The 22,754-nt window shown below is 64.0% G+C and carries 21 protein-coding genes and 2 pseudogenes; 14 read left to right on the top strand and 9 right to left on the bottom strand.

What is annotated here, in order from left to right; translation table 11 throughout:
* Nucleotides 1-156 precede the first annotated feature (156 nt).
* Nucleotides 157-1,356: an IS91 family transposase gene (locus V5B40_RS07260; protein ID WP_332353852.1), complete on the bottom strand. Its 1,200-nt coding sequence runs from the start codon at nt 1,354-1,356 to the stop codon at nt 157-159.
* Between the two features lie 8 nt (nt 1,357-1,364).
* Entirely contained in the window at nt 1,365-2,246 is an 882-nt protein-coding gene (locus V5B40_RS07265; protein ID WP_332353853.1) for a tyrosine-type recombinase/integrase, read from the bottom strand.
* 394 nt (nt 2,247-2,640) lie between these two features.
* Between V5B40_RS07265 and V5B40_RS07270 the strand changes: the two genes are divergently transcribed.
* Nucleotides 2,641-3,135 carry a GNAT family N-acetyltransferase gene (locus tag V5B40_RS07270; RefSeq protein ID WP_332353854.1) on the top strand — a complete coding sequence of 165 codons (495 nt, stop codon included), beginning with the start codon at nt 2,641-2,643 and terminating at the stop codon, nt 3,133-3,135.
* 998 nt (nt 3,136-4,133) lie between these two features.
* The gene (locus V5B40_RS07275) at nt 4,134-4,862 is read left to right on the top strand and encodes a DUF2971 domain-containing protein (RefSeq protein ID WP_332353855.1); all 729 of its coding nucleotides are present in this window, start codon (nt 4,134-4,136) and stop codon (nt 4,860-4,862) included.
* Between the two features lie 178 nt (nt 4,863-5,040).
* Here the strand turns inward: V5B40_RS07275 and V5B40_RS07280 are convergent.
* Nucleotides 5,041-5,259 (bottom strand): annotated as a pseudogene (locus V5B40_RS07280) (dioxygenase family protein); the annotation flags it as partial.
* 40 nt (nt 5,260-5,299) lie between these two features.
* On the bottom strand, nt 5,300-5,776 hold the full coding sequence (locus V5B40_RS07285) for a DoxX family protein (protein WP_332353856.1): 477 nt from the start codon (nt 5,774-5,776) through the stop codon (nt 5,300-5,302).
* Nucleotides 5,777-5,866: 90 nt separating this feature from the next.
* On the opposite strand from V5B40_RS07285, the gene V5B40_RS07290 reads away from it, so the two are divergent.
* Nucleotides 5,867-6,766, top strand: a complete 900-nt coding sequence (locus tag V5B40_RS07290) for a LysR family transcriptional regulator (protein WP_332353857.1) — start codon at nt 5,867-5,869, stop codon at nt 6,764-6,766.
* A gap of 202 nt (nt 6,767-6,968) precedes the next feature.
* Nucleotides 6,969-7,418, top strand: coding sequence for an SRPBCC family protein (locus tag V5B40_RS07295; protein WP_332353858.1), 450 nt, complete (start codon nt 6,969-6,971; stop codon nt 7,416-7,418).
* A 108-nt stretch (nt 7,419-7,526) separates the two neighbouring features.
* Here V5B40_RS07295 and V5B40_RS25215 read toward each other — a convergent pair.
* Nucleotides 7,527-7,657 (bottom strand): annotated as a pseudogene (locus V5B40_RS25215) (IS91 family transposase); the annotation flags it as partial.
* A gap of 404 nt (nt 7,658-8,061) precedes the next feature.
* Between V5B40_RS25215 and V5B40_RS07300 the strand changes: the two are divergent.
* From V5B40_RS07300 to V5B40_RS07335, 8 genes are all read left to right on the top strand, one after another.
* On the top strand, nt 8,062-8,619 hold the full coding sequence (locus tag V5B40_RS07300) for a hypothetical protein (RefSeq protein WP_332353859.1): 558 nt from the start codon (nt 8,062-8,064) through the stop codon (nt 8,617-8,619).
* A 24-nt stretch (nt 8,620-8,643) separates the two neighbouring features.
* On the top strand, nt 8,644-9,300 hold the full coding sequence (locus tag V5B40_RS07305; protein ID WP_332353860.1) for a hypothetical protein: 657 nt from the start codon (nt 8,644-8,646) through the stop codon (nt 9,298-9,300).
* Nucleotides 9,301-9,315: 15 nt separating this feature from the next.
* Complete coding sequence (locus V5B40_RS07310; RefSeq protein ID WP_332353861.1) at nt 9,316-10,605, top strand: hypothetical protein; 1,290 nt, start codon at nt 9,316-9,318, stop codon at nt 10,603-10,605.
* Between the two features lie 25 nt (nt 10,606-10,630).
* Complete coding sequence (locus tag V5B40_RS07315; RefSeq protein WP_332353862.1) at nt 10,631-12,724, top strand: 8-amino-7-oxononanoate synthase; 2,094 nt, start codon at nt 10,631-10,633, stop codon at nt 12,722-12,724.
* Between the two features lie 12 nt (nt 12,725-12,736).
* Nucleotides 12,737-13,804 (top strand): pyridoxal phosphate-dependent aminotransferase family protein, encoded by a 1,068-nt coding sequence (locus V5B40_RS07320; protein WP_332353863.1) that lies wholly within the window; start codon nt 12,737-12,739, stop codon nt 13,802-13,804.
* A gap of 65 nt (nt 13,805-13,869) precedes the next feature.
* Nucleotides 13,870-15,354, top strand: a complete 1,485-nt coding sequence (locus V5B40_RS07325) for a peptidoglycan-binding domain-containing protein (RefSeq protein ID WP_332353864.1) — start codon at nt 13,870-13,872, stop codon at nt 15,352-15,354.
* Between the two features lie 32 nt (nt 15,355-15,386).
* Nucleotides 15,387-16,529 carry a hypothetical protein gene (locus V5B40_RS07330; RefSeq protein ID WP_332353865.1) on the top strand — a complete coding sequence of 381 codons (1,143 nt, stop codon included), beginning with the start codon at nt 15,387-15,389 and terminating at the stop codon, nt 16,527-16,529.
* Between the two features lie 35 nt (nt 16,530-16,564).
* The gene (locus V5B40_RS07335) at nt 16,565-17,341 is read left to right on the top strand and encodes an amidohydrolase family protein (RefSeq protein ID WP_332353866.1); all 777 of its coding nucleotides are present in this window, start codon (nt 16,565-16,567) and stop codon (nt 17,339-17,341) included.
* Here V5B40_RS07335 and V5B40_RS07340 read toward each other — a convergent pair.
* On the bottom strand, nt 17,289-18,650 hold the full coding sequence (locus tag V5B40_RS07340) for a sigma 54-interacting transcriptional regulator (protein WP_332353867.1): 1,362 nt from the start codon (nt 18,648-18,650) through the stop codon (nt 17,289-17,291). The genes V5B40_RS07335 and V5B40_RS07340 overlap by 53 nt on opposite strands.
* Before the next feature lie 375 nt (nt 18,651-19,025).
* On the opposite strand from V5B40_RS07340, the gene V5B40_RS07345 reads away from it, so the two are divergent.
* Nucleotides 19,026-19,403, top strand: a complete 378-nt coding sequence (locus V5B40_RS07345) for a hypothetical protein (RefSeq protein WP_332353868.1) — start codon at nt 19,026-19,028, stop codon at nt 19,401-19,403.
* Between the two features lie 165 nt (nt 19,404-19,568).
* Here V5B40_RS07345 and V5B40_RS07350 read toward each other — a convergent pair whose 3' ends face one another.
* The 3 genes from V5B40_RS07350 to V5B40_RS07360 are packed head-to-tail and all read right to left on the bottom strand — an operon-like array spanning nt 19,569 to nt 22,092.
* The gene (locus V5B40_RS07350; RefSeq protein ID WP_332353869.1) at nt 19,569-21,017 is read right to left on the bottom strand and encodes an ATP-binding protein; all 1,449 of its coding nucleotides are present in this window, start codon (nt 21,015-21,017) and stop codon (nt 19,569-19,571) included.
* Nucleotides 21,014-21,676 (bottom strand): response regulator transcription factor, encoded by a 663-nt coding sequence (locus V5B40_RS07355; protein ID WP_332353870.1) that lies wholly within the window; start codon nt 21,674-21,676, stop codon nt 21,014-21,016. The genes V5B40_RS07350 and V5B40_RS07355 overlap by 4 nt, the downstream gene beginning before the upstream one ends.
* Nucleotides 21,676-22,092 carry a PepSY domain-containing protein gene (locus V5B40_RS07360; protein ID WP_332353871.1) on the bottom strand — a complete coding sequence of 139 codons (417 nt, stop codon included), beginning with the start codon at nt 22,090-22,092 and terminating at the stop codon, nt 21,676-21,678. Before V5B40_RS07360 ends, V5B40_RS07355 begins: the two co-directional genes overlap by 1 nt.
* Nucleotides 22,093-22,308: 216 nt before the next feature.
* Here V5B40_RS07360 and V5B40_RS07365 point away from each other — a divergent pair, with 216 nt between their 5' ends.
* Nucleotides 22,309-22,713 (top strand): DUF1924 domain-containing protein, encoded by a 405-nt coding sequence (locus V5B40_RS07365; protein ID WP_332353872.1) that lies wholly within the window; start codon nt 22,309-22,311, stop codon nt 22,711-22,713.
* Nucleotides 22,714-22,754 lie beyond the last annotated feature (41 nt).

Below are 22,754 nucleotides of genomic sequence, written 5' to 3' on the forward strand. Positions count from 1 at the left end.
TTCGATCTCGGACGGCCGCGCGCCGTGACTTGAGGGGCAAGCCAGTCGAGGCGAGAGAGCATTTCGTCGAAGCGTGCCTGCGCGGGCAACAAGAGGCCTGTCGGCTTCCGAAGAAGTCCGCGACGGGGCTTGGGAGAGTGTGTTCAGTCGAGGCCATCAGACACTGCGGGGTGGTCCCCGTGGCAAGGTGCCCGGAAGGAAGGTTTCAATGCAAAGCATGTGGCCACATCCGCACTTCGGGCAATCACGCAGCGACTTCCCTGTAAGCAGCTGGTAGCGGTCGCGATAGTCGAGCGGCGTATCGGGCTTCTCGAGCACAGGCGCAGGTTCAGCGAGCAGCTGCCGACAGCTGGCCAGTTTGACCGCCCGATGGCGATTGGCCAAGAGGCCGTAATGCCGGATTCGTTGAAATCCGTCGGGTAGCACATGCAGCAGGAAACGGCGGATGAACTCCTGCTCGTCGACACGCATCACCTTCTGCGGCGACTCGTGGCGGTAATCCTTCCAGCGAAAGCAGACCTTGCCATCGGCAAAGTCGATCAGCCGATTGTTGGCGATGGCCACCCGGTGGGTGTAGCGACCGAGATACTCGAGGACGTTCTCGGGGCCGCCAAACGGCGGCTTGGCGTAGACCACCCACTCGGCCTGTCGCACCGGAGCCAGATAGCGGACAAACGCACGCGGAGCCCGAAGCGGTTCGAGGGCGTTAAAGAAACGCAGCTCCCCGGCATCGAAGGCGGCCTGTAACTGCGCCAGAAACAGCCGACGGAAGAGCCGTGAGAGCACCCGTACCGGTAGAAAGAACCCTGGGCGGCAAGAAACCCAGCGCTCGTCATCGGCACTCAAACCGCCGCCCGGCACCACACAATGCAGATGCGGGTGGTGCAACAGATTCTGACCCCATGTGTGCAGGATCGCGATAAAGCCGATCTCCGCACCGAGGTGCTTGGGATCCGCCGCGATCGTGCGTAAGGTCTCCGCGGTCGCATGGAACAGAATGCCGTAGACCACCGCCTTGTTCTGGTACGCGATCGCCGCGATCTCCTCGGGCAGCGTGAAAACAACGTGAAAGTACTCGACGGGCAAGAGGTCGGCGTGACGCTCGTCCAGCCATTGCGCGCGGACCAGGGCCTGACATTTCGGGCAGTGCCGATTGCGGCAACTGTTGAAGGAAATGCGCAGGTGACCGCAGGCGTCACACTGTTCGACATGTCCGCCGAGAGCGGCCGTGCGGCAACGCTCGATCGCGCTCATGACGCGATGCTGCCCACGGCTGAGTGTGCCCGCGTGGTCCTCGCGATAGCGGGGCCCGGCCTGGCGAAAGATGTCCGCCAGTTCGAGCCCGGTGGCACGCAACGCCGGCCTCAGAAATGAGCTGGCGGCGTCGGTGTCAGGGGTGGAGGCTCCTCCACCTTGGGCAACAGGTCAAAGGGACTGGTCGTGGCGCACACCGTGCTGCTGGCCACCTTCAGGTAGCGCGAGGTGGTGGCCAGACTGCGGTGTCCGAGAAGAAGTTGAATGGTACGAACATTGGTGCCGGCCTCAAGCAGGTGCGTGGCGAAGGCGTGTCTCAGCGAATGCGGGGTGATTGGCTTGGCTATGCCCGATGCGCGGTGCGCTTTCTGGCAAGCCTGGCCAACGGCATCCCGAGTGATCGGCTGGTCAGGAAGATCGCCGGGAAACAGCCACAGCGTCGGACGCGCGGCTTTCCAGTACAGCCGCAAGGTATCGAGCAGTCGCGGCGAGAGCATTACGTAGCGGTCCTTCTGCCCTTTGCCTTGATCAACCCGGAGCATCATCCGCTGGCTGTCGATGTCGGTGACCTTGAGGTGGGTGGCTTCGGAAACGCGCAAGCCTGCCGCATAGATTGCCGTCAGAAGCGTTCGATGCTTGAGACTACTTACCGCTTCGAGGAAGTGCATCACTTCCTCTTGGCTGAGGATTACCGGCAGCTTGAAGGGCCGTTTGGGCATCGGAATTTCTTCAACGGCCCAAGGCTGTTTGAGCGTCACCTTGTACAGGAAGCGTAGCGCGCCGGTTGCCAGGCCGATGCTGCTCGGTGCAAGCTTCCGGGTTTCGAGAAGATACAGCTGGTAGGTCCGAATGTCCTCCGGCCCGAGTTCCTGCGGCGGGCGGCGAAAGTATTTCGCGTAGGCGGCGACCTGCTGCACGTACGACATCTGGGTGTTCGTTGCGAGGTTGCGAATGCTCATATCTTCAAGCATGCGCTGGCGAAGAGGCGTCATGGTCAAGCTCCTTGTCGAGAATGAGTGAAGTGCTGCAAGCAGCAACTTCATCGTTCTCCGCCACGAGCTCTTTGTAAATCCACCGCGCCGCCTCAGGCCGTCAATCAGCGATTACCGCGTCAGCGGTTTAGTACAATGGCCGTTATGAACATCTATCCATAACGGCCAGGAACGGACATTGAAGACTTTTGCGCAAAGCAGTCATCGGCCGCATCTAGGCGCATGCGACCGCCCGATACTGCGAGGTGCCGCTCTGCAGAGTTTTTTAGTACAGCATGAAGTCGGAAAACATACGGCGCAAAGCCTGCCGCTGTGAGGCTCGCGCGACGCCGCGTTAGAGATCAAGTATGGGAGTTCTGGCGAAAAACTGTTCCCAGGTAACAAGGTTATGCCCATGGATGCGACGTCAATCATAGACCCAACGAAGTCCCAGCTAGAGACAGTCATTCGCTGGTTGAAAAAAGAGCACCTTAATGAGCTTCATGGTTCTAGTGGCTTCTACTGCAATAGGTCGATTATTCGCAAGCCCTACCGCCACTCTCAAATGAAATGCCTGATGACGGGGCATTTAATTGTTGGATTTGCAATATTTTCCTTGGACACCACCTACTCAGCGATCGATATCCTAGAAATTCGGCCTGCCTATCGTGGTAACGGATACGGCCGCCTGTTTGCCACACAGATGATCAATTTCTTATTCTCCGGAGGAGCTCCTTATGTTGCAGTCGAGTGCTCTCCCATCACGTCCGAGCCATTCTGGCGCAACTTGGGTTTTGTAGACGAGGAGAAAAAATATAGCTCATGGGAGAATCCAAAGCTGATTCTACGGCCAAAAGAGGACGAAAGAGGTCAGGGCCGCTTCGTCATGCGGAATTGCCTTGTTTTGTGAAAATGCAAGGGAAAGCCGACCCTTGCCCATTTTGCGTACGGCACCCAGGATTCTCCGCGGCACCCGGATCACGGCACCCGGCGTGGTGGGGCAAGGCCGGCAAAGGTCATCCATCACGGCCCGCCAGCGGTCGGGCTCGGCGCTCTTGTGGCGGCAGATAAACGCAATTCGTGATGCGCCTTGAGCCGGAGCGAGCGGGCCAACTTATTCCCTGACAGCGTTCCACATTATCTTGTTCCACACGTCACAGATGGAGAAACAAACCAATGGTAACCAAGAGCGAACTCAAGTCCCTTGCTGCACGGGCATTGCAGACAAAAGAACCGCCTGCCTACGAGTCAAAAACTGACGTTCTCGTCACAGGAGAGCCACTTCAAGAGCCCATCTATTGGAAGGGACGACAATGGGCAGTCACAAGTTACGGAATTGAGGCGCGTGATGGGAAGTATCGCATCAAGGGCGAGCGAGTATGGGAGGACAACGACGGCCACGGATGGGTTGAGCACATGGAGGAGAAAGAGTGGCTTGATCTGTCTGACTTTGTCGGGGCTCTACGCCTTGCGCGCGCTCGATGGCCAAGGCACGGCGCATAACCCATCATTCGAGCGGACCTGCGCGAAAAGCCGCGCAGGCCACTCAATTTAAACGTTGAGCCTGTATAGATTGCGTTCTCGTGAACGTCGGCTACGCGCCTCAGCGACTGACCACAATGGGTCGATCGCTGCCAGTGGCCTGAAAAATCTGAGCGGCTGCTCTTGGCCAGAACTGGCCACTCAGTAGGCAGATGCAATTTGCATTGTCGTTAAGACGACTTGGCAAGACAATGATCACGACCAGTACCATAGGACAAGTTGTGCCTAGAACGCTCGGCGGCCTTGGATCCAGTGCAGCAACTACGCTGGCGTGACCCGAGCGAAGCAGACTAGCTATTCAATCTGATTGTGCCGTATGATGCATGGACGACTGGGATGGTAGATAGCTGACAGCGGAGATGGTGGATGGGCGACGACTACCTTTACTTTAAATTCAGGAAGATCGACAAACACCTGATCGAATCCTTGGTAAATCGGGAATTGTATTTCGCCAAGCCGGACACGCTCAACGACCCGTTCGACTGCAGGTTGGATTTGCGAAAATCTTTCCGTCGGGCCGCGTTATTAGCCTCCGCCACAAAAGCTCGCCATTTAAGAGCCGCGTTGAAGGTCCCGAATTTACTTGAACATTGGTTTGCCCGTTTGAGCAATGTCGGCATATGCTCCTTCACGCTATGCTATGACGATACTCTTTTGTGGTCACACTACGCCGGCGAGCACAAGGGCGTTTGTCTCCTTTACAGATTTTCTGAGCAATTTCTCGGAGATCCGAAAAATGAGCTTTTAGGTGTGGATAAAGTCAGGTACGAGGAGAACTCCCTGACGGAGTGGCTCAGAAATGCACCACTTGAATTGAGTTCTACCGATGATTTCGTCCGGAAACTTACGAAGATATACCTCACGGCAAAAAGCCCTGCTTGGGCTTATGAGAAGGAGGCGAGAATTATCCGATCTGAGCCTGGCCTGTTTTCCCTTCCCGAAGGGTGCTTGGAGCAAATCTGTTTTGGATTGCGCACGCCGCAAGCCGACATAAATCTTGTCACTAAGTTAGCGACGGATTCCTTCGGCCCCACAAAGTTCTGCCATATGATTCACGATGAAAGCGATTTCAGCATGCGGATGGAAGCGCTGTGAGTGCTAAATTCACCAGTCGCCGCCTCCGGACGTTGGGTCTAACAGTCCGAGAGCGGCCCAAGTAGTGGCTACTTCTTCTATGCACTTTGACTAGATCCGCGATGCTCGGCCACATGCTTTCTGTACTCCATCGTTAGCCACCGGGGCCGTGGCCTCGCATAGATTACTCATCAGTTGACAGCGCCGGGTCGAAGCCACCGAAGTCGTGGATCGTCCTCGGCCGTTCCACCATCCCGACCTGCGGACGGGGCGTCATCCAGTGCGGTGACACGATCAGCACCGCGCGGGGCTTGGGCAGTTCGCGACCCAGGGCCGTCAGTCGCGGCCCGGCCAGGCCGGGCTCCATCGCGAAGCTGGGGGCGCCGTGCGAGACGAACAAACTGGGTAGACGTTCCATGGCGTCGCTCCTGGTCGGATGAGTGTTCGCGCGCTGCGCTTCAGCGCGCGCCGCGCGCGGCCAGCATGGCATCCAGCGACCCTCGACCCGCGCCGCTGATCAACAGCGAGAGCGATGCGGCGAGCAGTGCCAGGGCGAATTCGTAGCCGTTGTTGGCCATGAACAGGCCCTTGTCGATATGCACGCTGAAGATCGCGACAAGCATGGCGAACACCAGGGTCGCTGCGGCAGGACGAAGGAGCAGCCCGAGGATCAGCGCCAGACCGCCGAAGAACTCGGCACTGCCCGCCAGCAAGGCCATCAGGTAGCCCGGCGTCAGGCCGAGCGAGGCCATGAACTGGCCGGTGCCTTCGAGGCCGTAGCCGCCAAAGGCGCCGAACAGCTTCTGCGCGCCGTGGGCAACGAAGATGATACCCACGGGAATGCGCAGGGCCAGCGCGCTCCAGCCGGCGTTGGTGCGACGATGCGTTGCAGGAGGGAAGTGGTGTTGGCTGTGCTCATGGGGTGCTCCGGACAAGGGTGGTCAATCGAAGAGCGCATTGTAGAAATTGCCTCTGGACAGATAAACATGCTTGAATGCGATTCACTGTTCCGAATTTCGAGACCAATGGACCGATTCGAAGCCATGCGGGTTTTCGTCGCCGTGATCGACGCCGGCAGCTTTGTCGGCGCCTCCGACGCGCTGGCGCTGTCCAAGGCGGCGGTATCGCGCCATGTCGCGGATCTGGAGTCGCGCCTGGGCGTGCGCTTGATACACCGCACGACCCGCAAGTTGTCCTTGACGGCCGAGGGCGAGGTCTTCCATGCGCGTTGCGAGGAACTGCTCGCCGGCGTCGAAGAGGCGGAAGCCGAAATCACCTCGGTCAGCGGCGAGGCCACGGGAATCCTGCGCATCAACGTCCCTTTCACTTTCGGCCACTTGCATCTGGCGCCGCTATGGGTCGAGTTCATGGCCCTGCACCCGAAAGTGACGCTGGACGTAACGCTGGCCGACCGCGTGGTGGATCTGGTCGAGGAAGGCTTCGACATGGCGGTGCGCATCGCGCGCCTGCCCAACTCCACGCTGATCAGCCGCCAGCTCACCTCGACGCGCCTGGTGTTGTGTGCCTCCCCCAGCTATCTGCGCAATCACGGCACGCCGGCACATCCGTCAGAACTGGCGCAGCACGCGGTCGTGGCCTACAGCCTGTTCTCGATGGGCGACAACTGGCCGTTCACGGGGCCACAAGGCACGCTGTCGGTGAAAGTGTCACCGCGCCTGCGCACCAATAACGGCGACACCTGCCGGGTCGCCGCGCTGCGCCATCAGGGCATCGTCTTGCAACCTTCCTTCCTCGTCGGCCCGGATCTGATCGCCGGAACCCTGGTCGAGCTGTTGCCGGCCTACCGTTCGATCGAACTCGGCGTGTACGCGGTTTACCCCTCGCGCAAGTTCGTCGCGCCCAAGGTTCGCCTGCTGATCGACTTTCTCGCCGACGCTTTCCGGATGCAGGCCTGGCCAGGATAGGGGCTATTGGAATTTCCGTGGCGGAGGCAGCCACGGCACAGGTTCAGGGGAGCTGCACGCCGAGTGATATCCGGTCACGCCGGGGCCGCGCGGAAAATTCGCAGACGAAGCACGCCGATGCGCTACATTCTTGAACATCGGCAGCAAGGTGAAACCGGCCTGCCACCACCTCGCGCCTCGCGCCTCTCAAGGAGAATCGCAAATGCCAACAACAGGTACCGTACAACTGCATCGTGTGTTCAGAGCACCGCCGGAGCGCGTCTATCGAGCCTTCCTTGAGGCAGACGCAATGGCCAAGTGGATCCCGCCATACGGGTTCACTTGCAAAGTCCACCACATGGATGCCAGGGTCGGCGGAAGCTTCAAGATGTCTTTCACAAACTTCACTACAGGGAACGCTCACTCCTTCGGCGGTGAGTACCTTGAACTCGTGCCGCACGAACGCCTTCGCTACACGGACAGATTCGACGACCCGAACATGCCCGGGGAACTTCAGGTTACGGTGATTCTCACGAAGGTTTCCTGCGGCACCGAGCTACACATAGTCCAGGAAGGTATCCCCGAGGTCATCCCTGTAGAAATGTGCTACCTCGGCTGGCAGGAGTCCCTGACGCAGCTGGCGACGCTCGTCGAGCCAGAGATCCCCGGCTAACAAGCTGCCGCCCAACGAATCTGGACAGATCGTGCGAAGCCACGATCTGATCCCTTTGTTGGACGCGCCCGTGCCGGAGAGCTGAGCGCTCCCATCGCCATCACGGCAGCCACGGCACGCGCAAAGTATCGCCGGGCGGTTCCTTGCACGGTGGCGCGAAGCGGTTTGTATCGAAATTTCAGCAAGAGATGCGGCAAGCCGATCAGGCGCCTGCAAGTGGCGTGCAGGAAGGCAAAATTGCCATCGGTTTGCTACTGACCCCGTGGCCCTGGCGGTGGGCGCCCTGCTGGCGTCGAGCGGGAAGCCGCCACCGTGCGCCAAGCTTGCCATCGTCTCGACGCCTGCCTGCTCAAGCACATCGCGTCGGGTCAGCGAATGCAGCAGACGGCGGCGGACCCCGGCCCGCACTTCGTCGAGCAAGCGTAAGAGATCGCGCCCTCTGCGCCACCCCTGGCGGTTGATTCATCGCGAAACGAAGCGGCCTTCGCCGACCGCTCTCGACTGGCCTCCAAAACGAAACTTGCTTCGCTTCGCGCGCCTGGCGTGCCGTGAAAACGCGCGCCCAATCGACTGGCACGGATTATGCGGTGCAACACCCAAACGGCGCGCCAACCGCTTGCCGGCACCGCTACCGGAGCTTGCCATGAACCACCGCCTTCTCGACTATCAGCCGCCCATCGACGCCCTGGAGCAAGCGCTGGAGGCGCCGGGGGATGTCGCGGGATGGTCGAGTGCGAACGAAATGCGGGTGGCTGCCGAGTTGCTCGAACAGGCCGACGAAGGCGTACTCGAGTCCTACCTCGACGGGATGATCGGAGGCGCAGACGGGCGCGCTGTCGCAAGCGACGTTCGCGCCGCGCTGGCCGGCATCCTCGGGCGCATCGGTCGGCCGCTCCTGCGCCAGGCCGGTGCCACGCCGAGATTGTCGGCGGGCCGCATCTTTGCTCTCGAACTCGAAGGCTTGAGTCCCGAGGACCAGGCTTTCGAGGTGGCGCGTCATTTCGGGCGCTTTGCCGCCGACGCCGCGCGACGTGCAAGTCGCGCTACCGGCACGGCTTCAGCGCAGCTGGTAGCGCGGCGCGCCGCGGTTGCTGCTGCGCAGGAGTTTGCGCCCGGCCTGGCGCCGACAAATCCGGGCAGCCGCCCGTCCACGGGAACGTGGTTTCGCAGAGGACGCCAACTCGTCGTCCTCAACCCTTAGTACCTGTCATTTGAGGAGCCTGCCATGCATGACATCGACCGCAACCAGATGGAGTTCGAGGACGAAGCATCCGAATACGAAACCGACGAGTTCGAGTCAAACGAGTCGGATTGGTCGGGGGAATACGCAACTGATCTCAGCGAAGCCGAGGAGTACGAACTTGCCTACGAATTGCTCAGCGTCGACAACGAGGAGGAACTCGACCAGTTTCTCGGCAAACTTATCCGGCGGGTTGCCAAAGGTGCTCGCAAGCTGATCCGCTCGCCGATCGGCAAAGCGGTCGGCGGTGTTCTCAAGGGCGTCGCCAAGAAGGCCCTGCCGCTCGCTGGCGGTGCGCTTGGGGGCATCGTCGGCGGGCCACTCGGTGCCAAGATCGGCAGTGGCGTCGCCTCTGCCGCGGGTAGCGCCATCGGCCTCGAAGCCGAGATGGACCAGGAAGAGCAGGAGTTCGAGGGCGCCAAGCAGTTCGTCCGCCTGGCCGCAGACACCGTGAAGAAGGCGGCCTCTGCAGCACCAGGGGCCGACCCACGCGCGGTGGCGCAGTCAGCGGCGATCAGCGCTGCACGCAAGCTCGCACCCGGCTTGATCAGGAGAGCCGGCGGCATGGCCGCTGCTGCGGGCCGGGGCCAGAGCGGGCGCTGGGCACGGCGTGGCGACAAGATCGTGATCTACGGGGCCTGAGTGAGTCGGCGCGTCATGACACCCTTCGCTGCCTGGATGCTGGCCCAAGAGGCGCGTGCTTTACGGACCCGGCTTACGCGCATCAAGCCTTTCGCGCTTTTGGAGCCGATGCTGCCGGCTGCCACCCTGCGGCCACGCGCGCAAGTGGCCATTGAACGCCACCTCGCACGCGGGCGCCGTGATCTCGAAGTCATGGTCCAGGGATTCATTACCTGGCTGCATGGCCCCGGACGCGCGGCCAGCGTAGCGCAGGCGCAGCGTCGCTTCACCTACCTGCGCCTGCAGTTCCACGCCGCGCTGACGCAGTTCGATCTGTTCAGCGACGTCATCACCCAGCGCAGCGAGCACGAATCGGGAGTCTGGCTCGCCGGGCTCGACGTGGTGGCCGCCGACGCACTGGCGCTGCCGGGCCACTACTACCCGGTGCCGCCGATCATCTGCTATCTAGACCGCGGGGCGGGTGCGGCGATTCGCCGTGCACGCACCCGCTTGCCGGGTGGTGGCGAGAACCCGGTCGCCGTGATCCGGGTGCCGCGCGAGCGCATGGTCGGTAGCGGCATCGCCTCGTCGCTGGTGCACGAGGTTGGCCACCAAGGCGCGGCATTGCTCGCTCTGGTGCCATCGATTCGCCCAGTGCTGCGTGGGCTGCAGGCGGTCGAAGGTCCCGATCGCAGCGCCTGGGAACTCTGGGAGCGTTGGATCTCGGAGATCCTGGCCGACTTCTGGGCCGTGGCACGGGTCGGCATTGCCTCGACACTGGGTTTGATAGCCGTGGTCAGCCTGCCGCGCGCCTTCGTGTTTCGCATTGAGCACCAGGATCCGCATCCGGCACCCTGGATCCGCGTGCTGCTGAGTTGCGCCATCGGCCAGGCGCTGTACCCGCATCCGCAGTGGGGACGCTTCGCCGCGCTGTGGGCAGCGTTCTATCCGCCGCAGGGCTTGGACGCTGCGCGTGCACAGCTGCTGGCGCGCTTGCGCGCCACCATGCCGGCATTTGTCGCCTTGCTGGTGCAGCACCGGCCGCGCTCGCTGCGCGGTCGCAGCCTGGCCGATGCGCTGGCCACCGCCGAGCGTCAACCCTTGCAGCTGGCGCGGCTGTACCGCGACTGGTGCGCTGCACCGGCGGCGATGTATCGCGCCGCGCCATCGCTGGTGTTCGCGGTCATCGGGCAGGCGCGTGCCGACGGGCGCGCCAGCCCCGAGCTGGAGAGCGAACTGCTGGCCCGCCTGCTCACCCATTGGGCGCTGGACAGCACGCTGAAGGGCGCTTCGCAATGCGCAAACCTGCGCTCCATTCAAAGTTGATCTGCTGTTCACCAAGGAGAAAAACATGCCTGCCACGACCCACATCCCGAAGAGCACCCGCAAGGGTTCGATCACCGTCACAGTGGCCGATTCCGGTGGCGACGGCGCCGTCCTGCGCGGCGCCTGGGTGAGCCTTTACGCCCACCCCGACGATGTTGACCGCAGCGACTTCCTGGACACCAACTGGCAGCCGGAGCCGCGCAACTGGCTGGCCAGCGAACGCACCGACGGTGCAGGCCAGGTCACCTTTGCCGAGCTCGATCCCGCGTGCTACCTCGTGAAGTACGAGCACCACCCGAAGATGCTCGCGCAATGCGTCGACGTCGGGTCGGGTTGCACCGAGTCGGTATGTTTCCAGCTGCCGCTCGAGGCGCAGCTGGAAATCACCTTCATGAACACCGACTGCCAGGATATCGCCTGTCGGCAACCGCGAGTCAATGACCGGGCGCAGGCGCGCTTCACCTTCAGTCACTCCGATGTACTGGCCGCGCACGTGACGATGCAGTTGGCGCCGGGCATGACACGTGTGCGCAACGAAAAATTCGTTGCCACGATGCCGATGAAGAACGCCGGTACGCAAGAAATCGGCGCGGCATTGGCGTTCTCGCTGCTGGGCCCTTTGCCCAACGGGCAAGCAGGCGGGCAGCTGGCGGTGCTGGCCCTCGCGGAAGAATTCGACGTTGAAGAGCGCGAGCCGACGCCGATCAGCGGCAACCTCAATGTCGCGCTGGCACGCTCCGAGACCGCGCCGACGCCGGACCTGCGGCTGTGGGGGGCGATTCGCGCCAGCACCGAAGCGCTGTCGTTCGACAAGTACCTGCGCTTCATGGACTTGCTGTTCTGCAGCAACGGCCGGGAAAACCCGCCGGCGGCCGAAACGGCGGCTTACAACAGGCTGCTGCAAAGGCGCTTCCTGCCGTTTACCGACACCGACGCCTACCGCGTGCTGAAGGCTGCGACCGAAGCCTTCGTGATGGTCAACTGCGGCGTGTTTACCGGCGACCCGGGGGTCACAGGCGACGCCGACGTGCTGGCCGATCTGAATGACTACCTGCGGCGGCGCGACCTCCCCAAGCCCGGGCGAGAGCCGTACCTGGAGCAGGTCGAAGGCATCGGCATGCTGCCGTATCTGGCGATCATCCGGCGCAAGTTGCCCGACGTCCCTTTCAACGAACCGATCCGCCGCACCGAGCGTGAAACCGATCTGTGCGAAGGCTTTGTGCAGGAGAAGCTGCGCAACCCCTGCCTGCTCGAACTCATCTGGTCCTACTGGCATGAAGAGTGCATGCAGGTACAGGCGATGAACGCGATCACGCGACGCTTCCAGAACATGCGCGGCACACGCCAGCCCGACCCGCTGGCGAACGTCGAGGTGAACCCCTTGCGGCCGCTGAACAACCTGCTGTGGGGCTATATCCAGGACGAGCAGCACCGCCTCACGGTGGCCCGGCGCAACGCTGAGTACGACCACCACTACGGCTTGCGCCTCAAGGGTCGCGCGGTGCTCGATTTCCGACCCGCCGACACGCGCTCGAAGTTCGTCGAGGCCTTCCACCATTTGCTGAGACTGTGCACGGTGTTCTACAAGCAGGATGACAACACCACCGTCAAGGCCGACGCCTTCGGCGTGCTCAACGCGCTGAAGGAAGTGCACCTGATCCTGTCGCAAGGTGCACACAGCCAGTTCGGTGATCTGCCGCCGACCGCGCGGATCGAGATGCTGATCCAGCAGTGGCTGCTGTCGCGGCCCGAGTTTCGCGAGTTCCTGCCGACCCGGGTGATGGTTGCCTACCCGGAGCCGTGGATGGACCGGGTCGACGCGATGAAGAAGCTGCAGGGCTGGTCCGACACCAGCGTGGTGCACTTCCACAACTTGGCAGTGTTCGGCGAGCAGCTCCTACTGTCGATCCGTTACGGTGCGTGGAGCACCGCGTTCGAGCCGACTCAGGCGTTCAATTTCGCGCGCTTCTGGCGGCCCCAGGTGCTCGGCTACATCCACGCCTATCGCGCCGCGACCGGTGCCGAACTGGGCGCGGAGACGGTCGAGACGCGCGTCGATTCCACCCTCCCTTCGGTACTGCTGCAAAGGCGCCTCGCCGCGCAGCAGCGGAGCGCGTGACGAGCAGCCGGCATGTTGGACTTTGCCTCGTCGCTCTACCTTGGCCTGCGCCATGGCAGCCGCTCGCTCGAACCCTGGGAGGCGCTCAGCCTCGGCTGCCCGGCGGCCTTGCGCGAGCCCGTCGAGGCGCTCTCCACGGCCCGCGAACTGGCGACCCTCGTCGGCTGCGCGGCCGGCACCTTGCTGCCTTCCAGCTTTCACCTCTTCTGGGACCTGCTCGGTGTTCTGAGCCGTGAACCGATCGAGATCTTCATGGACGCATCGACCTACCCGATCGCCCGCTGGGGTGCCGAGCACTGGGCTGCGAAAGGCGTGCCCTTGCAAACCTTCGCGCGCCATGACGCGGCTTGCCTGGCGCAATTGCTCGGGCGGCGCGGTAGCGGTCGACCAGTGGTGCTCAGCGACGGTGTCTGCCCGGGCAGCAACAGCCAGCCGCCATTGGCGGCCTACGCCGCGCTGGCACGCCGGCATGGTGGCTGCTTGCTGATCGACGACACCCAGGGCCTGGGCATTTACGGCCATCACCCTTCGCCGGCTGCAGCTTACGGGCTCGACGGCGGCGGCTCGCTGCAGCGACACGGCCTCGCTGGCGACCATCTGATCGTCGGTGCCTCGCTCGCCAAGGGATTCGGCGTACCGGTGGCACTGCTCGCCGGCGAAGCGGCGCTGCTGCGCCGCTTCGCGCGCGACAGCGCCAGCCGCGAGCACATGAGTCCGCCGTCAATGGCGGTGATTCGTGCCGCTCAGCACGCGCTGGCTGTGAACCGAGACGACGGCGAGTGCCTGCGCTTGCGGCTGTGGCGTGCCGTGCGGCGGCTGCGCGCCGGTCTCGGTGCACTGGACATCGCCACACGCGGCGGCGACTTCCCGGTGCAAACGCTGCTTGCGCCGCCGTCGACCGATGTGCGGCAGCTGCACACCCATCTGTTGCAGGCCGGCGTGCGCACTGTTCTGCACCGCGATCGCGGCGGCGGGGCGCAACTCAGCTTCCTGCTCCGCGCCGAGCACGATGCAACGCAGATCGACCACGCCGTGGCGCAACTGGCGCAAGTGCGGCATGCCGCATGGGAGCCGGCATGAAGGCAAAGCATTGATGCCGCTTCACGCTTCACAAGTGATTTCGCCCCTGTTAACAGGAGACCACCATGCACAAGATGAGCTGCCAATGCCCGAAGTGCCAGACCGGCACCGGAGCCGAATTCCAGGCCTTCGAATTTGAGGCCTTCGATTTCGAGATGTCGCCTCAGGGCGAGTTCGAGTTCGAGGACGAAAGCGAAGACGAAGCGCTGTACGAATATGGCGCAGTGGACGAATACGAGGACGAAGCCAGCTTCGGCTCGCGCGACGCCGAGAGCCCGTTCAGCGATGAAGAAGAGGCCGCGGCCTGGGATTCGGAACGACGACGTGGCCGTGCCGCATCGTCGGCTCGTTCGAAGCCGCAGGCTAGCCCCTCGCGTTCCCGAGCGAAGGCCGGTTCGCGGCCAACATCACCTTCGCGCTCCAGGCCGCCAAGCCGGAATGCGCGGCGGCTACGGTCACGCTTCGCCGCGCCGGCGGCGCCATGCGTGTGCCCGGTTCATGGCACGGAGTACGTGCGCTGGATACAAAGCACACTGAACCAGGTCGAGTCGGCGAATTTGCCGGTCGACGGGGTGATGAACGCAGCCACGCGCAAGGCATTGCGCCGCTTCCAGAGCCGCCAGGGCTTGCCCGTCGACGGCATCGCCGGGCCGGAGGTTGAACAGGCCCTGCGCGATGCACGCCGCCCGACCGATGCCGGGGCAAGGGCTGACGAGCCAGGGCAGGACCAGGGCGAGATCGACGAGTACGAAACGCTGGAGCTTGAAGCGCCCACCAGGATGCCGACATTGCGCCGCGGCTCGCGCGGGTCGGGCGTGGCCGATCTGCAGCGCCGGCTCGGCGCTGCAGGTTTCAATGCCGGAGCAGCCGACGCCATCTTCGGGTCGAAGACCGATGCGGCTGTGCGCGCGTTTCAGCGCGCGCGCGGTCTCGCTGTCGACGGCATCGTTGGTTCAAGAACCTGGGGAGCGCTGCTCGGTACATCGCCGAGCGTCCCGGGCGGTGGCGGCTCAGCGACGAATGAATGGCTGCTGCCCGCGAGCGTGCGCACCGCCGGCGACGCCCAGACCGTGCGCTATGACTCGCCGCCGGCGTGGATCGGCATGCCGGGCAATTGCACCGGCACCTTCACAGCCGGTGCGGCAGCACTGAAGGCTCACATCCTGGCGACCTTTGCCGGCGTTTCAAGCATCGGCGGCTATTCGTGCCGAGCCAACAGCGCCAACCGCTCCGAGACATCGGTTCACGGCACGGGCCGAGCCCTGGACATCATGATCCCGACGCTCGGCGGCCGCGCCAACAGCGCCATCGGCGACCCGATCGCCAACTGGCTGGTGCGCAACGCCGCAGCGATTGGCGTGCAATACATCATCTGGAACCGCATGCGCTGGAGCGGCAGCCGCACGCCGCGCGTGGCGCGATACAGCGGCCCCAATCCGCACATCGACCATGTGCATGTCGAAATCAACAACGACGGCGCACGTCAGCGTACGCCGTGGTTCACCAATCACGGGCAGGCCAGAGAGACTGAATTCGAAATGGCATGGTGAGGAAGACCGGCCGCCTTGAAAGGAGCGACGACATGTACGACATGTACGGAAAGGACGTCAACACGACAGGATTTCCGCGCTGGCCGCAGGCCGAGATATTTCACCCCGGCGAGATAGAGCGTTATGTCGGCAGCGCGCCGAAGCCGCCACCCCATGCTGCGTGTCGCGCAGATCCCTTGCTCTTCCGTTGCTTTCGATCCTACCGGACCGAGCTCGAAGCCTGGCACGAAGAGCAACTCGACCGCCTGGTGATCGACATCGTCAGCCGCGACCTCGAGGGCAAGCCCGTCGCGCATGTACTGATGATCGGGCACGCCGCCAAGTGGAGGGCGAGCGACGACAAGTTCGCATTGGGGCAAGGACGTGCGGAGTCGGTAGAGCAAGGACTGCGTCGCCGACTCAAGCTGCACGGCAACGCGCTGGCGCGCCTGCCCATCACCACGCTGAGCCTTGGCGACATGCTTTCAGAAGCGTCCAACGCGACGCAAGCGGGGCGCAGCCTCAATCGCAGGGTATCGGTCAAGCTGCTCCTGGCGCCACCGCCAGCAAACAAGACGAAATGCCAAGCGATTGCCGACGGCAGTTTGCGTGAGGCGGTGTTCGCGATCCTGGGTAGACGCCCCGAACGGTTCCAGGTGGCCAAGGAACTGTTCGCCTTCATCCGCCGGGCCGACAGCCTGGCGTGCAAGGCCCTGGGCAGCGCGACGGGAGCGATGGGCCCGGCCGCGCGCCTGGCCTGCATGTTCCTGAACAGTTTCGTCGAGACGCTCGCTAGCGAATTCGAGAACGATCCCGCCGTCCAGCTGGCTTTTGTGCGCGGCTCGGCTTACGCGCTCATGGACGCAGCGACGAACAGACAACGGCCGCTCAGCAGGATCCGCGGCGGCGCCAAGCTCGTGCGCGCCTTTTCGCTCGGCTACAGACACACCAGCGGGCGCCTGCTGGCCCTGCGGGAAGACGCCAGGCTACGCCCCAGGCTGGACGACCTCCTTGCCGCGATTGCCTGTCGTGACCCCCGCTCGTCGGCGTTGCGAACGATCTATCTGGCCATACTCGCCGTCGTGCGCAGCGAGTCGCGTTCGCTGGGCAGCAACGTTTTCATCGGCGCAGCGGGGAACTGTGCTTTCGACTATCCAAGAATCCGGCATTTCAATTGCGGGCCCCTGCCCGACTGATGCCTCGCCAACTACAGCGCAAGGAAGCGGCCCGAATGATCATCGACTGCCACTGCCACGCCGGCCTCGGCGACGGTCTCACCGGCCCCTGGGACACCGCAGCGCCACTGCACAACTACCTGCACCGCTGCGCCGCCGCCGGCATCCGGCGCAGCGTGGTCTTCTCTGCCTTCCACTCGGACTACGCCAAGGCCAACCGCGAGGTCGCCCGCCTGGTCGCCAGCCGGCGTGACCGGCTCTACGGCTTTGCCTTCGTACACGCCGGGCGCGACCGCGGCCGCGTGCGGGCGATGGTACGTGAGGCGGTGCAGGAGCACGGTTTTGTCGGCATCAAGGTGCACCGGCACGACGCGCGCATAACGCGAGAAGTCTGCGAAGCGGCGCGCGAGTTCCATTTGCCGCTGCTCTACGACATCGCCGGCGAGGTATCGGTGTGCGAGTTGCTGGCGCAGCAATATCCCGATGTCGATTTCATCATTCCGCACCTGGGCAGCTTCGCCGACGACTGGGGGGCACAACTGGCGCTGATCGACCACTTGGTTCGCCACCCGAACATGCACGCCGACACCGCCGGCGTGCGTCGTTTCGATCTGCTGGAACAGGCGCTGCGACGCGCCGGCGCACACAAGCTGCTGTTCGGCTCCGACGGCCCCTGGCTGCACCCGGCAGTCGAGCTGAGCAAGCTGCGCCTGCTGCGGCTGCCAGCGCAAGACGAAGCGCTGGTCCTCGGCGGCAATTTCATGCGCCTGATCGGACGCATCAATGCGTGGCCCGCTGGTTGGCGCGGCGGATCTGCAATGCCCGGTCGGTGACGCCCAGGCGCGCCGCAGCGCGCTGCAGATTGCCGCCCTCCTGATCCAGCGCGGCCTGAGTGGCCAGCTCAGTGGCGGTCTGCCCGATCTCCTTCAGGCCGATGTTCAGTTCGACGGCATGGCGAACGGCAGCTTCGAAGTTGCGGTCGGGCCAGTGCGGGCGCCAGACCACAGCCGCCGGCCGCTCGTCTTCGGGCACGTCGCCGACGGTGAGTGGGCCGTGGCCGCTGTGGCGCTGCCACAGCCGAGCCACGGTCTGGCAAAGATCGCGCACGTTGCCGGGGTATTCGCGCGTCAGCAGGTACTCCTTGACCGCCGGGTCCATTTCCAGAGGGGCGGCGCGAGGCTCCAGTTGGGCGAGGATGAAGCGCGCCAGCGGCAGAATGTCTTCCATGCGTTCGCGCAGCGGCGGCGCGGTGCAACGCCAGGCCGCAATGCGGTAGAACAGGTCGGCGCGGAAACTGCCGTTGGCCACGGCGGCATCGAGATCACGGTGGGTTGCACAGATCAGGCGGAAGTCGCTGCGCTGCCAGGTATTGCTGCCCAGGCGCTTGTACTGGCGCTCCTGCACCACGCGCAGCAACTGCGCCTGCAAGGCAATGCTCAGTTCACCGACCTCGTCGAGAAAGAGCGTGCCCCCATGTGCAAGCGCAAATGCGCCATCACGCGCCCCGGCCGCACCGGTGAAGGCACCACGCTCATGACCGAAAAACTCGCTGCCCGACAACTCGCTCGACAGCGTCGTGCAGTCGACGACGACGAACTCGCCCACTTCGTCGCGACCGTCGAGTTCGTGAATCAAGTGCGCGATCTGCTCCTTGCCGGTGCCGGTCTCGCCGGTGATAAGCACGGAAGACTGTGTCAAGCGTGCGACTTCGACGACGCCGCGCAGGAGCGATTGCCAGGCCGCGCCGCGTCCCGCCACGCGCTTGCGCACGATGTCCGAGTCGACCAGAGTCCGAATCGTCTGCCAGCGCTGCAGTCGGCAGGCGACGTCGTCAGCAGTGGCCGGAAGCGCAGACCACAGCAGCAGGTCGGCGGCGCCGGCATCGAGCACGCGCCACATTGCGGCCGGATCCCATTGACCTGCGCCCACGGCGATGGCGAGCACGGAAGAGTCCCGGACCAGTTCGCGCAAAGCGTCGAGAACGCCGTCGTCGGCTTGCGCCAACACCGCGATGCCAAGCCCGCCGGCCTCTCGCCGCGTCGCCAAAACGTCGATGGCCGCCATTTTGAGCAGCGCCGTCACTTGCGCCCGCAAGGCGGTCGGGACCGGGCCGAGAAACTGCAGCCACGCAGGGGTCGCCATCGCTCAAACCCTTTCTCGAATCAGGGTCCAGTCGTGCCGGGAACAGGCACTCGCGCCGTACATAAAGCTATTGCCCATGATCCGCTCCCACTTGAGTTCAAGACACCAAAGGTGGATCGTTGGAGTTGGCTGATGCCTCCCTTACTGTGAAAGTCGTCTACGCGACCCACAAATCGCCCTTCTCCTCCTGCGGGAAAAGGACCGGGGGGTGAGGCGGGGAATTCAGGGAGCATCCGAGCCCTGGCCATCTTTGGACAGCCGTTCGCAAGCGGCCCCGGCACGCGCGCCCCTTCTTGTGAACGCGCGGACGTGATACGTTTCCGCCTGTGCCGGCAATGGTGCTGCGCAAGCTCACAACTTCAAGGATAGAGAGAGATGGCCAAGAGACAGTTTGAGGCGATAGTGCCGGCGGAGGCTGGCTGGGTAGTGATTCACGTCGACACTTCGGCGAAAGACGACATCAAAAAGTGGAGCATCACCGAGCACCTCAACGTGATTGGTTTCGGCGTGCGCGCGGACGACGGCTACCCTGTGCCAATTACCGCCATCGGTCCGACCACGCTGTGCAACATGGATGATGGCGGTGACAAGGCGAACGACTGCTATACCGGGTTTTTCCTGCAAGCGCCGAACGGCTGGATTACCGGGGCCGTGCCGGAGACGAGATGGCCTGATCTCGACAGCTTCGTCAATCAGGCCGCCCACGTCTATATCGGCATGGGACGTATTGAGCATAGCGAACTCGTCGTCTGAAGCGCGCAAGGGCAGTAGCGCCGCGGCTCCCTTCGCGCAGCGGGTTCGTGCAGAAAAAATCATCGTCGCATCTGCAGGCGGTACGCGACGGCACCTCCTCGCAAGGACGGGGCAGGCGCATGATTGCGTGATGGCGGCCGGATGTGGCGACGGGGAAACCCTCGCTCACGCCACAGCCGGCAACTTCAATACCACCCGCAAACCACCCAGCGGCGAATCGGCGAGGCTCAGCTCTCCGCCGTAAAGCTGCGCCAGATCGTCAACAATCGACAGGCCCAGCCCGGAACCCGGCACCTGCTGGTCGGCGCGCACACCACGGCGGAGCACGGCATGGCGGTCGGCGGCGGCGATTCCCTGGCCGTCGTCGTCGATGGTGATCAGCAACTGCTCGCTTTCGGCACGGGCGGCGACTTCGACGCGGCGGCTGGCCCACTTGCAGGCGTTGTCGAGCAGGTTGCCGAGCATTTCCTGCAGGTCCTGCTCTTCACCGCGAAAGGCCAGGTTTTCGGCGATCGGGTGCAGCAGGAGCTCGAGCTGCCGCTCGGCGTGAATCCGGCGCATGGTGCGCAGCAAGGCTTCGAGCGCTGATCGCAGCGGCGTGCGGGCGCCGGCGACACGCAGGGTCGCCGCGGCGTGCGCACGCGAGAGGTGGTAGTCAACCTGGCGTTTGGCCGTGTCGACCTGGCCGACGACCAGGCGGGCGAGTTCATTGTTCTTGCCGCTGGCGGCGTTGGCGAGAACGCTGAGCGGCGTTTTGAGTGCATGCGCCAGATTGCCCGCTTGCGTGCGCGCGCGTTCGATGACCTCGGCATTCTGTCCCAGAACGGTGTTGAACTCGTCGACCAAAGGCGTGATCTCTGCCGGAAACTGGCCTTCGAGACGTTGCGCGTCGCCCTTGCGAACGCGCCCGAGTGCGGCGCGCAGGCTGCGCAGCGGCGCCAGCCCGACCATCACCTGCACCAGCGCGGCGACGACCAGGCCGGCAGCGAGAATGCCGAGCGCCAACGAGAGCGCGCCGTTGAAGTTCCTTACCGGCTCGAGCATCAGCGTCTCGTCGGCGGCGATGATCAGCCGAAAAGCGCGTGCCGCAGGCTTGGCTCCGGCAGCTCCTGCAGCTGTGCCGCTGCCCTCGTCGATGCGTACGACGCGTTCGACCATGCCCAGCCACCCGCCACCGGGACCGGCCACGCGGTGCTGATGAATCTCGCCGTCTGCCGGGGCATCGGGCGGCACGGCGAGCACGCTGTCCCAGAGCGAACGCGAACGCAGCAGGCCGGCGCGCGCAGCGCGGGCCTGGGCAGAGTCACCCTCGGCCGCCAACGCGTCGACCTGCCAATAGAGCCCGCTGTACGGCAGGCTCAGGCGCGGGTCGCTCAAAGGCACCGACAGCGTCGCCTGCCCATCGCCGTCGACCGCCAGATGGGCGGTCAACTGGTTGAGGTGAGTTTTCAGCTCGGCGTGGAACTGCGTCGCCACGTGTTCGCGAAACAGGCTGCTCAGGCCCCAGGCGGCGACCGCAATCGACGCGGCGATCCAGAACAGCGTTCCCGCCAGGAGGCGGATGCGCAGCGAGCCGCGCGCGGCAAGCGGGAAGGGCGGGGCAGGCACGCTCATCCGCCCGCGGTCAGGCGATAGCCGAGGCCACGCACGGTTTCGATCAGCCCCGGCGGCAGTTTCTTGCGCAGACGACCGATGAAGACCTCGACGGTGTTCGAGTCACGATCGAAGTCCTGCGCGTAGATGTGCTCGATGAGGTCGCTGCGCGAGATCACCTGCTCGCGATGGTGCATCAGATAGGCGAGGACACGATATTCGTGGCTGGTCAGCGTCAAGGCCTGGCCATTGACGCTTGCCCGGCTGTTGCGCGTGTCGAGCGTCAGCGGACCGCAGAGCAGTTCGGCGCTGGCGTGGCCACCGGTGCGGCGAATCAGCGCACGCAGGCGGGCGAGCAGTTCTTCCATGTGGAAAGGCTTGCTCAGGTAGTCGTCGGCGCCGGCGTCGATGCCGGCGACCTTTTCGTGCCAGCCATCACGGGCGGTCAGGATCAGCACCGGCATGGCCCGACCGGCGGCCCGCCACTTCTTGAGGACGCTGATGCCGTCGAGCTGCGGCAGGCCGAGGTCGAGAACGACGGCGTCGTAGGAAGCGCTGTCGCCAAGGTGGTGGGCGTCGACGCCGTTGCTCGCGGTATCGACCGCGTAGCCAGCCGCGCGCAGCGCGTCGGCGAGTTGCTTCTGCAACAGGGCTTCGTCTTCGACGATCAGGATGCGCATCAGTGCGGCTCCCCGCGCGGCTCGCCAGCGTCCGCAGCCCGCGCTTCGTCGTCGCCGCCACGACGGCGCTCACCCTGCCCGCGCTCCTCGCGCTCCTTGCGCCCCTTGACGCCGAGAATGCTGCCATCACGCGCGTCGACCTTGAGTTTGACCAGCGATCCGCCGCTGCGCAGCAGCTTGATCTCGTACTCCCAGCGGCCGTGCTCGCGCTCAAGCTCGACTTCGACGATCTGCCCCGGATAGGCGGCTTCGACGCGTTCGAGGATTACCCGCAGCGGCAGCACCTCACCGGCTTCCAGCGCCTGACGCGCACGATCGTGGTCGCCGCCGTGGCCGTCGCCGGCACTGCCGGCGCTGACGACGGTACTCGCCCACGCGAGGAGCAGCGCAGCAATGGCCAGTAAAGTATTTCTCAACTGATTCATCTCCATAGTTTAACGGGCACAGACGCTTTCCAGACCGCTGCGCGCGCCGTGTAGCGGCCTGCCCCGCCCGTTCTACCGCGTTGCAGCTGAACGCAGGATGAACGAGCGCTTCAGCATCGGTTCAGTCAGCGCCGGGCAAAGTAGCGCCATGTCAAACCGAAGCGAAAGGGCACACCCATGAAACACCACCCGCGCAAGCAACCAGGAATGCTGCTATTGACAGCGACGCTGGCGCTCCTGCTCAACACAACGGCGTTCGCCGCACCCCGCGACGAGCTGCTGGCCGGCTACGCCGCGGCGGCGAAAACCGCCGACCCGGCCTTCGCCGGTTTCTCGGCAACACGCGGCGAAGCCTTCCATCGCCAGTCATTCGCCGGCGGCAAAGCCGATACCCCGGCCTGCACCAGCTGCCATGCCAAGGACCCGCGCACATCGGGCCAGACGCCTGCCGGAAAAGCCATCGACCCGGTGGCCTTGTCGGCCAGCCCCGGCCGCTATGCCGACCCCGCAAAAGTCGAGAAATGGTTCAAGCGCAACTGCAAGGAGGTGCTCGGCCGGCAGTGCACAGCGCAGGAAAAAGGCGACTGGCTGAGCTTCATGATCAGTCAGTAAGCGCCCGCAGGAACTGATCCACAGCCACACGCAGGCAAGCA

It is taken from the genome of Candidatus Accumulibacter meliphilus, from assembly GCF_036625345.1.
GTDB classification, from domain to species: domain Bacteria; phylum Pseudomonadota; class Gammaproteobacteria; order Burkholderiales; family Rhodocyclaceae; genus Accumulibacter; species Accumulibacter meliphilus.